Genomic DNA, 13,781 nt, shown 5'->3' on the forward strand with positions numbered 1-13,781 from the left:
TCAAAAAAAAATAGCAGAGTAGATTACGAAGCGTTAAGTGCCTGATGAACGGGGAGTTGTCATTGGGACGAAAAAAAGAGAGAACTGTCTTTTTGCGGTTTCGTAGTCGCATCCCGCTGCTACATCTTTTTTCTATAAGATAACATTTTTCTTATCTTTAGATAGGTATATAACCAATGATGTAGTAACTGGTAACATCTGCCTTGGAGGTATTATTTATGTTACAACTTAAAAATGTCAGAGTTCTGACATTGGCTACTATATTAGCTGCGTTAGCTATTGTGATGGGATTTTTTAAACTACCCATTTCGCAAATTGTAGAATTGCGCTTTGCATCTCATGTTATTGCTATTGCCGGTTCACTTCTTGGTCCAGTAGTGGCAATGGTGGTTGGAATCATATCAGACTTAGGTGGTTTTTTTATTAAACCAACAGGTCCGTTTTTCCCAGGGTTTACAATAAGCGCAGCCTTGACAGGATTAATCTATGGATTTTTCTTGTATAGGAAGCCATTTAGTCTAAAGAGAATTATTATCGCTCAAGTAGTTTATACCGTAGCAATAAGTTCTTTATTAAATACAATTTGGTTAGCTATACTTTATCAGTTACCATTTTATGAAACCTTTATCGCTCGATTAATTTCAAGTGCGATACAATTACCAATACACATTATTATTTTAACTCTTCTTATAAAAGGGATTGAGCGTTTTAATATCTTTAAAGCGCCTATTAAAAAATAAAAACTAAAAACATTTTCGTTCTATTAGATTTAACGGAAATGTTTTTTTGATGACAAGTCAACAACTGAAAAATATCATTTAAGATAAAGTGAGATAAAATGTTGATTTTGTTGACTTATTCTAATCAAAACGTTATTTGTTGAAAACAAAACACAAAACAACAATAAAACAACAATAAAACAACAAAACAGGTTGACAAAGTGTTACATTTATGTTATTATTTGGTTAAATAAAATCAAGGTCAAACAAAAACAACACTGTTTTAGACTATTTTTATCACAATTTCACGTATAAAAAGGAGAACAAATGTTTGAAGATATTTTATTGACAGATGTAGAAAATCAAGAACAATTATTTGAAAGCGTTGCCAATGAACTTGAGAAAGTTGGCTATGTGACAAAAGAATACAAAGAGGCTTTAAAAGAAAGAGAAAAAGACTACCCTACAGGTTTAAAAATCGATTTGATGGATGGTTCTGATATTCTATATGCTGCCATCCCACACACTGAAACAAAATATTGTTTAACTGATCGGATTGTCTATGTTAAAAACAGTCAACCTTTAGTTTTTAAACATATGATTAATCCTGAAGAAGAGTGCTACGTTAATTCATTTTTCTTTATCATCAATGACAAAAATGATAGACAAACAGATGTATTATCTCAGTTAATGTCATTTTTTGTTGAAAAAGGTAATTTAGAAGAATTAGGAAAAATGGATTCTAAAGATGTTATCAAAAAATATTTAATACAAAAAGGAGTATTACATTATGATTAAAATATTGGCAGCTTGTGGTGCTGGTGTTAATTCCAGCCATCAAATTAAAAATGCAATTGAAACAGAATTGTCAGCTAAAGGGTATTCAGTATCAGCAGATGCTGTGATGGTAAAAGATATTACTGAAGAAATGGTTAACCGCTATGATATCTTTGCTCCAATTGCAAAAACTGACTTAAGTTTTGACTTGAAAATCCCAATGGTTGAAGCAGGACCTATTCTCTATCGTATTCCAGCGATGAGTCAGCCAGTTTTTGACAAAATTGAAGAAATCATTAAAGAACATGATTTAAAATAATTTATAAATTAAGGAGAAAAAATATCATGCAACAGTTTATTGAATTAGTTAATAATTTCTTTGACCCGATTATCAAATTGGGTGCCCCTGTTATCATGTTAATCGTTATGACAGGTTTAGCCATGTTATTCGGCGTTAAATTCTCAAAAGCCTTGGAGGGGGGCATAAAATTAGCAATTGCTCTTACAGGTGTTGGAGCTATCATTGGTATGCTTACTGGCGCATTTTCTGCATCACTTCAAGCCTTCGTTGAAAACACTGGAATTACTTTAAACATTATTGACGTTGGTTGGGCGCCTCTTGCAACAATCACTTGGGGTTCACCATATACCCTATTATTCTTGTTAATTATGATTATTGTGAATATTGTTATGATTATTCTTAACAAGACTAACACCCTTGATGTTGATATCTTTAACATTTGGCACTTATCTATTACTGGACTCCTTATTATGTGGTACGCAGAACGTAATGATGTATCAACAATTGTTGGATTATTAGTTGCTATTGCTGCCATTGTTCTTGTTGGAGTTCTAAAAATTATCAACTCTGACTTGATGAAACCAACATTTGACGATTTGTTAAATACTGATCATAATTCTCCGATGACATCAACTCACCTCAACTACATGATGAACCCTGTTATCATGATTTTAGACAAAATTTTTGATAAAGTATTCCCTTGGTTAGACAAATACGACTTTGATGCTGCTAAATTGAATCAAAAAATTGGTTTCTGGGGTTCAAAATTCTTTATCGGTATGGTTTTAGGTTTCGTTATCGGTATTATGGGTAATCCAACACTTTCTATTGAAAGTGTTCAAGGATGGTTTGTTCTTGGATTCACAGCTGGTGCCAGCTTAGAATTGTTCTCAATCATTGGTTCATGGTTTATCGCCTCTGTTGAACCTCTATCTCAAGGAATCACAAACTTTGCAAACAGCAAAATGGGTGGACGTCGTTTCAATATCGGACTTGACTGGCCATTTATCGCTGGTCGTGCTGAAATTTGGGCATGTGCTAACATTTTAGCACCAATCATGCTTATCGAAGCTGTTCTTCTTTCAAATGTTGGTAATGGTATTTTACCTCTTGCAGGTATTATTGCTATGGGTATGACTCCTGCACTTCTTGTGGTTACTCGTGGTCGTCTTCTTCGTATGATTTTAATTGGAGCACTTCTATTACCATTATTCTTATTATCTGGTACAATGATTGCACCATTTGCAACAGAGCTTGCAAAAAATGTACAAGCATTCCCAGCTAATGCTCCTGCAGATGCTTTAATCACTCACTCTACTTTGGAAGGACCAATGGAAAAAATCTTTGGTTACCTCATTGGACAAGCTACAACAGGTCAAATTGCCTTTGTTCTTGGTTTTGTTATCTACTTGGTATTCTACCTAGGAATCTTCTTCTGGTATGCAAAACAAATGAAAGTACGCAATGAAGAGTACGTTAAAGCTGCTGCTAAATAATATTAATGCTTTCTAAATAATTTTGAAAGAAATGTTTACTACTATAATGAAAGGGATAAATAATTATTTATCTCTTTTGTTATTTTATTAGTATTTTAATAGTTATTTGTTGTTTATTTCAACATAAGACTATATAATAAAAAAGTAGAATAGGGGGTTCGACGAATGAAAAAATATCAGCGATTAGAAGAAATCACAAAAATGGTTAATCAAAAAGGTACCATGCGCATCTCAGAAATAGTTAAAAAATTACATGTCACAGATATGACTGTTAGAAGAGATTTAGCTGAATTAGAAGAGCAGGGAGTCTTAACAAAGCTACACGGAGCAGCTAGAAGTAATACAGCTTTTCAATATAGAGAAATTTCTCACCGTGAAAAAAATACACAAAATGTTGAAGCCAAACGTTTAATTGCTCAAAAAGCAGCTTCATTAATTGAAGAGGGCGATACTATCTTTTTGGGTCCAGGCACAACCATTTCCTTATTAGCCGAAGAAATTACCCATAAATCCTTATCAATTGTAACTAATTGTTGGCCTGTTTTTAATATTTTATTCCAAAAAACATCGCCATCTTTTCAAGTATTTCTTCTTGGTGGCGAGATGAGAGAAATCACTGAGTCTTTTGTTGGTGATATCACAAATACTACTTTAGAGAGAATGCATTTTAGTAAAATGTTTTTCAGTGCCAATGGTGTTAAGGGCAAATCAGTCATGACGTCTTCAGTTGCAGAAGCCTACACTCAAAAATTAGCTTTAAGTCACTCTATTGAACGTTATTTATTAATTGATTCCTCAAAAATTGGCAAGGAAGATTTTACTACTTTTGCCTCTTTAACGAACATTACAGGGATCATTATGGATGATCATGAAACTGAAACAATGAAACGATTGAGAGCATACACAGAAATTATTCAATAAATAGAACATTAAATGTTGATTATTGGAAACAAACAACTAAAAATAGACTTTTATAGGAAAATAAAGGTATTTTTTAAGATAAAACAACAAAAAGTCAACACATAGTGTTGACTTTTTGTTTAATTAGCGTTATAATAATCATGTAGAATAATATATCTATTCAAAAAATTTAAAAAGATTTATCAATAGATGAGGAGAAAAATATGACTATTGTAATTGGTGCTGATCCAGCAGGAAAAGAACTCAAAGAAATCGTTAAAGACTATCTCATTAGTAACGATTACGATGTTTTTGATGTCAACGAAGCTTCCGATAAAGATTTTGTTGAAACAACTTTAGCTGTTGCTCAAGAAGTTCAAAAATCAGATGATAACTTAGGAATCGCCATTGATGCGTATGGTGCTGGAAGTTTCATGGTTGGTACAAAAATTAAAGGAATGGTTTGTGCTGAGGTCTCTGATGAACGCTCTGCCTATATGACAAGAGGTCATAATAATGCCCGTATGATTACTATGGGTGCTGAAATTGTTGGTAGAGAACTAGCAAGAAATATCGTCAAAGGATTTGTGACAGGAAGCTATGATGGTGGACGTCATCAAATTCGTGTTGACATGCTTAACAAAATGGGATAATAAAGAAAGGTGATATAAAATGAAAATTGCAATTGGATGTGACCACATTGTTACCTATGAAAAAATTGAAGTTTCAAACTTCTTAAAAAGTCTTGGTCATGAAGTACTAGATTTTGGAACTTATGATACTACTCGTACTCACTATCCTATCTTTGGTAAAAAAGTTGGAGAAGCGGTTGCTAGTGGAGAAGCTGACTTAGGTGTATGTATTTGTGGAACTGGTGTTGGTATCAACAATGCTGTTAACAAAGTTCCTGGTATTAGATCTGCCTTGGTACGCGATATGACAACTGCCTTATACGCTAAAGAAGAATTAAATGCTAATGTTATCGGTTTTGGCGGTAAAATTACTGGTGGTCTATTAATGAATGATATCATTGAAGCATTTATCAATGCTGAATACAAAGAAACACCAGAAAATAAAAAATTGATTGCTAAAATTGCTCATGTTGAAAGTATCAACAAAGATCAATCTGATCCAAAATTCTTTGAAGAATTTTTAGAAAAATGGGATCGTGGAGAGTATCACGATTAATTATTGTTAATAAGACTATAAATAAGTTGTCGGCCACCATTTAACTTATTTATAGTTTTTATTTTTTATCTGCGATATTTTATTGAGTTTTTTCATAAAAGTTGTCATTTATGGTATAATAGTGACAAAATCATAAGGAGGAACATTATGGCTGTAAGAGATTTTATGACTGATACTGTGATTCATGTCTCACCAGATACAACAGTTGCTCAAGCCGCAGATTTGATGAGAGAAAAAAACTTTCGCCGTCTGCCCGTTGTTGAAAATGGTAAGTTGGTTGGTTTGGTTACTGAAGGGACACTGGCTGATGCTAAACCTTCTAAAGCAACAACTTTATCTATTTATGAAATGAATTACCTATTAAATAAAACACGCTTAAAAGATGTGATGGTTAAAAAAGTTATAACAATTGATCCAAAAGCAAGTTTAGAAGATGCTATTTATCTAATGATGACTAACAAGATAGGTGTTCTTCCTGTTTTAGAAGATGACCAATTAGTTGGAATCATTACTGATAAAGATGTGTTTAAAACTTTCTTAGAAGTTTCTGGTTATGGCGTTGAGGGAGTTCGGATTCGAATTGAAGCAGATAACAAAGTGGGTGTCTTAGCTAAAATTATTCAAGCCATCTCAGAAGAAAATCTCAATATCGGCCGTACCGTTGAAGCTAACAAAGGCTCAGGAAAAGTTGTCATTGAAGTTCAAATTGATGGTGTTTTTGACACTGAGTCATTGAGAAAAAAATTAAATGATAAATTACAACCATTTGATATCAATGTAGAGTCGATTGTTCAAACATCAAAAAAAGAATTACTTTAAAAATAAAACACTGCTAGAAAAATAGCAGTGTCTTTTTAACGGTTTTTTTGATAAAATGGAAATAATAAAAAGTTAAGGATGACATATGCGTACAGGAAAAATCATTTCATTTGAAGGTCCAGACGGTGCTGGTAAAACCACTGTTTTAGAGTCTTTGTTACCAGTATTACAAAACAAATATGATGGTCAGATTATTATGACAAGAGAACCTGGTGGTGTAGCTATTGCAGAAAAAATTCGTGACATCATTTTAGACGTCAATCATACCAGTATGGATAGTAAGACGGAATTGCTTCTTTACGCAGCAGCCAGACGCCAACATTTGGTAGAGAAAATTTTACCAGAACTAGCAAAGGGGAATCTTGTTTTAATTGATCGTTTTATTGATAGCTCGGTTGCCTATCAAGGTTATGGTCGTGGGATTGCCACTATTGATGTTGATTGGTTAAATGATTATGCAACAGATGGTATCAAGCCTGATTTAACACTCTTATTTGATGTGCCATCAGAAACTGGACTGTCAAGAATTCAAAAAAACAATAATCGTGAAGTGAATCGCTTAGATTTAGAAAAACTTGACATGCATCAGCGTGTTAGACAAGGGTATTTAACAATAGCAAACCAAGAACCCAACCGTTTTAAAGTGATTGATGCCTCACAAAGTCTAGAAGATGTTATTAAAGAAACACGAACTATTTTAGAAGCCTTTTTGGAGTTGTCATTATGAACTTAGAACAACAACAACCTAAAATTTTTGCTTATTTCAACACCATTTTAAAAGAACAACGTCTTAGTCACGCTTACCTTTTTTCAGGGGAATTTGCTAGTTTTGAGATGGCCATATATGTGGCTAAGAGTTTATTTTGTACTAATCTTTCAAAGGACAATCAACCTTGTTTGATTTGTCGTTCTTGTCAATTGATTGATGAGCGAGAGTTTTTAGATTTAAAAATTATTGAACCAACAGGAAACACAATTAAAACAGAGACAGTTCGGGATTTTATTCATGATTTTTCTTTTTCTGGTATTGAAGGAAAAAGGCAGGTTTTTATTATTAAAGAAGCTGAAAAGATGCATCTTAATGCAGCTAATAGTCTTTTAAAATTTATTGAAAATCCTCAAAAAGATGTTTACATCATTCTTATTACCTCTGATGCTAATAAAATATTGCCAACGATTAGAAGTAGATGCCAAGTTTTTTACTTTAAAAAAGACCATAATTATATTAAGGATTATCTAGAGTCACTAGGAGTACTTCCTAGTCAAGCAATGAAATTAGCAGAACTTGTTTCAACGATTTCTGAAGCAGAAAAATTATCAAAAAATCAAAAATGGTTGGACAATATGAGGGAAATAGAGCTGGTAGTAAGTGCTTTACTTGCTAATCAACCACAAGTCTATTTAAGAATGGCTAAATTAAGTGAAAAAATTCAAGAAAAAGATGAGCAACTAATGACTTTCAAGTTAATGGTTTATCTTGCAAGTGAAGTTGATGACCTTTTCAAAAAAGATGCTTTGCTAAAAAAAATCTATCAGGCACAAAAAATGTGGCAAGCAAATGTTAGTTTTCAAAATGCCTTAGAATTTATGGCATTGGCAGATTAATAGGTTTTAAACCTCTAGAAATTGGGGAACTTAAGTAACAAAAACAAGGTCTAAAAGGAAATGACAATTAATGGATAAAAAAAATTTATTAGAACATTTTGATGAGATATCTCAGGATTTGTTGTTATCAATAGCAGAAGTTGAGGCCCTAAAAAAAACTGTTAGAGAAATGGCTGAGGAAAACGCTAGATTACGTCTTGAAAATCATCAATTGAAAGAACAATTAGAACATACGAAAGTCATAACCAATGAGACAATCTCTAAAAAAAGTAGAAATCATCTTGAAAAAATATATGACGAAGGTTTTCATGTCTGTAATACTTTTTATGGTCAGCATCGTGAAGGCAATGCCGATTGTGTTTTTTGTATGGAATTATTATATAGAGAGTGATAACTATGCAAATACAAAAAAGTTTTAAAACGTCTCAATATGGTACTTTGTATCTCGTTGCAACACCTATTGGCAATTTAGAAGATATGACTTTTAGAAGTTTGTCTATTTTAAAAACGGTTGATCTTATTGCTGCTGAAGACACAAGAAATACGGGCATATTATTGAAACACTTTGATATTTCAACTAGACAGACCAGTTTTCATGAACATAATGCTTTTCGAAAAATACCTGATTTAATTGCTTTTTTAGAATCGGGTAAATCCATTGCGCAAGTATCTGATGCGGGACTTCCTAGTATTTCAGATCCTGGTCATGATTTAGTACTTGCTGCGATTGAAAAAGAGATTAATGTTGTCGCTTTACCTGGAGCAAGTGCTGGGATTACTGCTCTTATTGCTAGTGGTTTAGCTCCTCAGCCACATATTTTTTATGGTTTTCTACCAAGAAAAGCTTCCCAGCAAAAAACTTTTTTTCAAGAAAAACAAAGTTACCCAGAAACACAGATTTTTTATGAATCTCCCTATCGTGTCAAAGAGACGTTAACAACGATGTTGAGTGTTTATGGCAACAGACAGGTGGTAGTGGTTCGTGAACTGACAAAACTTTTTGAAGAATATCAGAGAGGTTCTATCACTGAGGTGATAGCATTTATTGAAAAAAATCCTTTAAAAGGAGAATGTTTAATAATTGTTTCAGGTGCCAAAGAAATCACTGAAGAAGTGGCAATAGAGAATCTAGATATTGCAACGATGGTTAAACACTTGATAAGTGATGGATTAAAACCTAATCAGGCGATTAAAAAAATAGCAAAAGAGCATCAACTAAATCGTCAAGATGTTTATAATAGCTATCACCAATTAAAGGACTAAAACGAAAAAGCGCTCGATTCTGAGCGCTTTTTTAATTCAAGTGACACTAGTTAGTCTATTATTTCACAAGGAGTCCAGTGCCATGAACTTGGTTTGTTTTTGTTAAGCTAAGTAATTGCTTATAGTTTTTATCTGACACGCCACCTCCAAGAAGAATTTCAATACGGTTATCAGCATAAGCAATTAAATCTAATAAATGATCAACGTTTTTAAAAATATCACGACGTTCCTTGCTACCATGAAGTAGAATGCGAACAAATCCAAGGTTGATTAAGGTATCAATAGCCTCTTTTTGTTTATCCTCAGGAATCAAATCAAAAGCCATATGAAAGACCATATCAACACCTTGACAAGCAGGTAAAAGTTGTTCAATACCATCAACGTCAATCTCATTATCTTCAGTAAGCATTCCAAAAACAAGAGCATCACTCTCTAACTCAACAGCTTTTAAAATGTCATCTTCCATCACTCTGATTTCAGTATCGTTATAAACAAAATCACCACCTCGAGGACGAATCATGGTTGCAACAGTGATGTTATTATCATGTAGGTAATGACACGCTTCTTTGATAACACCATAGCTAGGGGTCGTTCCGCCTTGGGCTAAATTATCGCATAGTTCAATACGGGTAATATCGGTTCCAACTAATTTTGGTAAATCAGTTAAATTTTCGGCACAAAATTCTTTAATAATCATTACTTTTCTCCTATTTTTTCTTAGGTCTATTATATCATGAAATATTGGATTTTTAAAAGTAAAATAGTTGTGAATTTTCTGAAAATTATGGTATACTAAAAGCAATTTTTTATGGAGGCTATTAGATGACGATATATAACTTTTCAGCGGGTCCTGCTGTTTTACCTAAAGAAGTGCTAAAAAAAGCACAAGCTGAGTTTTTAAACTATGCTGACACACAAATGAGTGTTATGGAATTGTCCCATCGTTCTAAAGCATTTGATCAAATAATTAAAGATGCCGAGCAGTTATTAAGAGAGTTGATGGCAATTCCTGATAATTACAAGGTTCTCTTTTTACAAGGTGGCGCCTCAACTCAATTTTCAATGATTCCCTTGAATTTAGCGAAGGGCAAGAAAGCATATTATCTTGTTGCAGGCTCTTGGGGAAAAAAAGCTTATAGTGAAGCCGTTAAGCTTTCTAAAACAATTCCGTTTGAACCGATTTTATTAGCTTCTTCAGAAGAAGATGGTTTTAACCATATTCCTGAAATTAGTGCTAAAGATATCGCATCAGATGCTGCTTATCTTCATTTAACAACGAATAATACCATTGAAGGAACAGCTCTTTATGAGTTGCCAGATACAAATGGTGTTCCCATTATTGCAGATATGAGTTCAAACATTTTAGCTTTCCCTTATCAAGTTTCTGATTTTGGCATGATTTATGCAGGAGCACAAAAAAATATTGGTCCAGCAGGTGTCACCATTGTGATTATTCGTGAGGATTTGCTAAATACAGAACCCACTTTATCAAGTATGTTGGATTATCGTATTCAAGCCGATAGTCAGTCCCTCTACAATACCCCTCCAACTTTTGGTATCTATATGGCAAAATTGGTCTTTGAATGGTTAAAAGATCTTGGTGGTGTCACTGAAATGACAAAACAAAATCAAGAAAAATCATCGCTCTTGTATGACTATATTGATCAATCTGACTTTTATCAAAACCCAGTTTTGAATAAAGAAAATCGTTCTCTCTCAAATATTCCATTTACCACACCAAGTAAAGCACTAGATGATAAATTCAATCAAGAGGCCGATTTGGCAGGTTTTAAAAATATTAAAGGCCATCGAAGTGTTGGCGGGATGAGAGCTAGTTTATATAATGCTTTTCCTAAAGAAGGTGTGCATGCTTTAATAGAATTTATGAAAGCATTTGAAGAGGCAAATAAGGCATGATTATCAGATTAGCCTTTCCAAATGAAATCAAAGATATCATGGCCATTATGGCAGAAGCCAAAACTTTTTTAGCAAAAAGTGGTAGCAGTCAATGGCAAAATGGTTATCCTGATGAAGAGACTATTATTGAGGATATCCTAAAAGCTCAAGGTTATGTTATTTTGGTGGATGACCTTATTGCTGGTTATGCAGCTGTGATAGAAGGTAAAGAGCCTGCTTATGAAGCTATTTATGATGGCAAGTGGTTAAATCAAAATCAAGACTATATCACTTTTCATCGTGTGGCTGTTGCTCAATCTTATAGAGGACAACAAATTGCTCAAACGTTACTGGAAAGTTTAATTGAAGGTTTTGAAGCGAGTGATTTTAGATGTGACACTCATGAAAAAAATAAGATTATGCAACATATACTAGATAAGTTGGGCTTTAACTATCAAGGCAAAGTACCGATAGATGGTGAGCGTCTTGCTTATCAAAAAATGAAAACAAACAAATAATCGTTTAAAATATCAATTGATTAGGGAGAAAAAATGACATACAACATTAAAACGTTTAACAATATTAATCCAATCGGCTTGAAAGAATTGGGAGCAGATTTTGAAGTCAATAGTGAAGGAAAACAAGAGGATGCTTTCATTCTTCGCAGTCAAAATTTACATGATTACTCATTTCCAGAATCACTAAAAGCAATTGCGCGTGCAGGTGCTGGAACAAATAATATTCCAATCGATGAAGCGACAGCAAAAGGAATTGTGGTTTTTAATACTCCGGGTGCTAATGCTAATGCTGTTAAAGAATCTGTCATTACAGCTCTTCTCTTGTCGGCGCGTGATTATCTCTCAGCCAATCAATGGGTCAATACGCTTTCTGGAGAGGATGTCCCTAAACAAATTGAAGCCGGTAAAAGTCAATTTGCTGGCTCTGAGATTTCTGGTAAAACATTAGGTGTTATTGGTCTAGGAGCTATTGGAGCTCGTATTGCTAATGATGCCAGACGTCTAGGAATGAAGGTTTTAGGTTATGATCCTTATGTTTCTATTGAAACAGCTTGGAGTATTTCAAGTCATGTTAAAAGAGTTTCAGACATCAAGGATATCTTAACACAAGCAGATTATATTACTATCCATGTTCCTCTCACTCCTGATACTAAAAATACTTTCAATAAAGACTCTTTTGCCATGATGCCAAAAGGTACAACACTCATCAATTTCGCGCGTGCCGAACTGGTTGATCAAGAAGCACTTTTTGAAGCCATTTCATCAGGAACTATTAAACATTATGTGACTGATTTTGGTAATGAAGAGTTACTAAACAAAAAACAAATTACGGTCTTTCCTCATGTTGGAGGATCAACACAAGAAGCCGAATTAAACTGTGCCATTATGGCTAGCCAAACTGTTCGTCAGTTTTTAGAAACGGGAGAAATTACTCATTCTGTCAATTTCCCTAATGTTCATCAAGCTTTAAAATCACCGTATCGTATCACACTCATCAATAAAAACGTCCCTAATATGGTAGCAGAGATTTCGGCTGCAGTATCAGAAGAGTCAATCAATATTGATAATATTATTAATCGTTCAAAAGGGGATTTTGCTTATACTTTGATTGACCTAGGTGAAAGTGATAAAGAAAAAGTAGACAAGTTAGTCAGTGTATTTAAGGAAAATGACAATATTATCCGTGTTCGTCTAATTGAAAATAAAGAGTAATGTGATTATGCTTGTCAAACACATCTACCATTCTCCTTTGGGAGATATGTCTATCATTGCTAATAAAGAAGGCGTGATAGGTATTTGGTTTTTTGAGCAAACCTATTTTGAACAAGGTATTTCTGAAAAACCGATTGAAGGATTAACTGAAGCAATTGATTTAGCGATTGACTGGTTGAACGATTATTTTTCAGGTGGAAATCCCTCAGTAAACACTCTTCCTCTTATTATTAAGGGAAGTTCTTTTCAAAAGAAAGTCTGGAATGCTCTTAGAAGAATACCATATGGACAATCAAGAACCTATGGTGAATTAGCAAAACAACTAGATTGTCAGTCACCCCAAGCAGTAGGAACGGCTATTAGTAGAAATCCTTTTTCTATTATCATTCCTTGTCACCGAGTGTTATCAAGTGCTGGTAAACTTTCTGGTTATGCTAGTGGATTAGATAAAAAACGCTGGTTGTTAGAACATGAAAAAATAACATTTACCCCTTAAAATAATGAGAATGATTACGAACCAATTTTTCTTAAATGTCAAAATTTAATCACCAAATGAATTTTGTACACCGTAAAAACAATCGAAAAGGAGATAACCATGTTAACCTTTTATGAGTATCCTAAATGCAGTACTTGTCGTAAAGCAAAAGCAGAATTAACAGCACTGGATGTTGATTTTAATGATATTAATCTTAAAGAAACGCCTCCAAGTGCTGAAATGTTGAAGCAATTAATGACAAATAGTGGACTACCTTTGAAATCTTTTTTCAATACCAGTGGTATGAGTTATCGTGCTTTAGGATTAAAAGACAAACTCCAACAGTTGACAATTGATGAGGCAGTTGACTTGTTATCAAGTGATGGCATGTTAATTAAGCGTCCTTTGTTAATAAAGGATGATCAGTTGTTACAAGTGGGTTATCGTACCAACTATAAAGATCTAGGCATTTAGAGAATAAAAAAGGCTCATTGTCAACTGTAGTGGGTGACTAGTCATCAAGATCGGGAGAGAATCACATTGATTCTCTCCCTTTTAATGTTCAAAGCGATGAGAATTTTTGTTTTAAAGTTGTTAAAGTTTCTAAACCCA

Annotated in this window: 18 protein-coding genes and 1 riboswitch; of the genes, 17 read left to right on the top strand and 1 reads right to left on the bottom strand. The window is 33.6% G+C overall.

Going from position 1 to position 13,781, the window contains the following annotated elements:
• The first annotated feature begins 12 nt into the window (after positions 1–12).
• Positions 13–121: riboswitch (THF riboswitch) on the top strand.
• A 97-nt stretch (positions 122–218) separates the two neighbouring features.
• The 12 genes from N7659_RS07395 (at position 219) to rsmI (ending at position 9,068) form a co-directional block, all read left to right on the top strand.
• The gene (locus N7659_RS07395; protein ID WP_263276517.1) at positions 219–740 is read left to right on the top strand and encodes a folate family ECF transporter S component; all 522 of its coding nucleotides are present in this window, start codon (positions 219–221) and stop codon (positions 738–740) included.
• A 306-nt stretch (positions 741–1,046) separates the two neighbouring features.
• Positions 1,047–1,517, top strand: coding sequence for a PTS sugar transporter subunit IIA (locus N7659_RS07400; protein ID WP_263276518.1), 471 nt, complete (start codon positions 1,047–1,049; stop codon positions 1,515–1,517).
• Positions 1,510–1,815 carry a PTS sugar transporter subunit IIB gene (locus N7659_RS07405; protein WP_263276519.1) on the top strand — a complete coding sequence of 102 codons (306 nt, stop codon included), beginning with the start codon at positions 1,510–1,512 and terminating at the stop codon, positions 1,813–1,815. Before N7659_RS07400 ends, N7659_RS07405 begins: the two co-directional genes overlap by 8 nt.
• A gap of 26 nt (positions 1,816–1,841) precedes the next feature.
• Positions 1,842–3,293 carry a PTS transporter subunit IIC gene (locus N7659_RS07410; RefSeq protein ID WP_263276520.1) on the top strand — a complete coding sequence of 484 codons (1,452 nt, stop codon included), beginning with the start codon at positions 1,842–1,844 and terminating at the stop codon, positions 3,291–3,293.
• A 165-nt stretch (positions 3,294–3,458) separates the two neighbouring features.
• Positions 3,459–4,214: a DeoR/GlpR family DNA-binding transcription regulator gene (locus N7659_RS07415; RefSeq protein WP_263276521.1), complete on the top strand. Its 756-nt coding sequence runs from the start codon at positions 3,459–3,461 to the stop codon at positions 4,212–4,214.
• A gap of 203 nt (positions 4,215–4,417) precedes the next feature.
• The gene (lacA, locus tag N7659_RS07420; RefSeq protein ID WP_263276522.1) at positions 4,418–4,846 is read left to right on the top strand and encodes a galactose-6-phosphate isomerase subunit LacA; all 429 of its coding nucleotides are present in this window, start codon (positions 4,418–4,420) and stop codon (positions 4,844–4,846) included.
• A gap of 19 nt (positions 4,847–4,865) precedes the next feature.
• Positions 4,866–5,381, top strand: coding sequence for a galactose-6-phosphate isomerase subunit LacB (gene lacB, locus N7659_RS07425; protein ID WP_199567626.1), 516 nt, complete (start codon positions 4,866–4,868; stop codon positions 5,379–5,381).
• 147 nt (positions 5,382–5,528) lie between these two features.
• On the top strand, positions 5,529–6,200 hold the full coding sequence (locus N7659_RS07430) for a CBS domain-containing protein (protein WP_263276523.1): 672 nt from the start codon (positions 5,529–5,531) through the stop codon (positions 6,198–6,200).
• An 85-nt stretch (positions 6,201–6,285) separates the two neighbouring features.
• A complete protein-coding gene (gene tmk, locus N7659_RS07435; RefSeq protein ID WP_263276524.1) occupies positions 6,286–6,927 on the top strand; it encodes a dTMP kinase in 642 nt (213 codons plus the stop codon).
• Complete coding sequence (locus N7659_RS07440) at positions 6,924–7,805, top strand: DNA polymerase III subunit delta' (protein WP_263276525.1); 882 nt, start codon at positions 6,924–6,926, stop codon at positions 7,803–7,805. Before tmk ends, N7659_RS07440 begins: the two co-directional genes overlap by 4 nt.
• A 70-nt stretch (positions 7,806–7,875) precedes the next feature.
• A complete protein-coding gene (gene yabA, locus N7659_RS07445) occupies positions 7,876–8,196 on the top strand; it encodes a DNA replication initiation control protein YabA (protein WP_263276526.1) in 321 nt (106 codons plus the stop codon).
• Between the two features lie 5 nt (positions 8,197–8,201).
• The gene (rsmI, locus tag N7659_RS07450; protein WP_263276527.1) at positions 8,202–9,068 is read left to right on the top strand and encodes a 16S rRNA (cytidine(1402)-2'-O)-methyltransferase; all 867 of its coding nucleotides are present in this window, start codon (positions 8,202–8,204) and stop codon (positions 9,066–9,068) included.
• 58 nt (positions 9,069–9,126) lie between these two features.
• Here rsmI and N7659_RS07455 read toward each other — a convergent pair whose 3' ends face one another.
• Positions 9,127–9,765 (bottom strand): copper homeostasis protein CutC, encoded by a 639-nt coding sequence (locus N7659_RS07455; protein WP_263276528.1) that lies wholly within the window; start codon positions 9,763–9,765, stop codon positions 9,127–9,129.
• 125 nt (positions 9,766–9,890) lie between these two features.
• On the opposite strand from N7659_RS07455, the gene serC reads away from it, so the two are divergent.
• The 5 genes from serC to N7659_RS07480 all read left to right on the top strand — a co-directional run bounded on the left by serC (position 9,891) and on the right by N7659_RS07480 (position 13,643).
• Positions 9,891–10,985 carry a 3-phosphoserine/phosphohydroxythreonine transaminase gene (gene serC / locus N7659_RS07460; RefSeq protein WP_263276529.1) on the top strand — a complete coding sequence of 365 codons (1,095 nt, stop codon included), beginning with the start codon at positions 9,891–9,893 and terminating at the stop codon, positions 10,983–10,985.
• Positions 10,982–11,482 carry a GNAT family N-acetyltransferase gene (locus tag N7659_RS07465; RefSeq protein WP_263276530.1) on the top strand — a complete coding sequence of 167 codons (501 nt, stop codon included), beginning with the start codon at positions 10,982–10,984 and terminating at the stop codon, positions 11,480–11,482. The genes serC and N7659_RS07465 overlap by 4 nt, the downstream gene beginning before the upstream one ends.
• Positions 11,483–11,515: 33 nt before the next feature.
• The gene (locus N7659_RS07470) at positions 11,516–12,694 is read left to right on the top strand and encodes a 3-phosphoglycerate dehydrogenase family protein (RefSeq protein WP_263276531.1); all 1,179 of its coding nucleotides are present in this window, start codon (positions 11,516–11,518) and stop codon (positions 12,692–12,694) included.
• Between the two features lie 7 nt (positions 12,695–12,701).
• Complete coding sequence (locus N7659_RS07475; protein WP_263276532.1) at positions 12,702–13,190, top strand: methylated-DNA--[protein]-cysteine S-methyltransferase; 489 nt, start codon at positions 12,702–12,704, stop codon at positions 13,188–13,190.
• Between the two features lie 99 nt (positions 13,191–13,289).
• Positions 13,290–13,643 (top strand): arsenate reductase family protein, encoded by a 354-nt coding sequence (locus N7659_RS07480; protein ID WP_263276533.1) that lies wholly within the window; start codon positions 13,290–13,292, stop codon positions 13,641–13,643.
• The last annotated feature ends 138 nt before the right edge of the window (positions 13,644–13,781 follow it).

Origin of the sequence: Streptococcus sp. CSL10205-OR2 (assembly GCF_025660655.1) — a bacterium.
Classification (GTDB): domain Bacteria; phylum Bacillota; class Bacilli; order Lactobacillales; family Streptococcaceae; genus Streptococcus.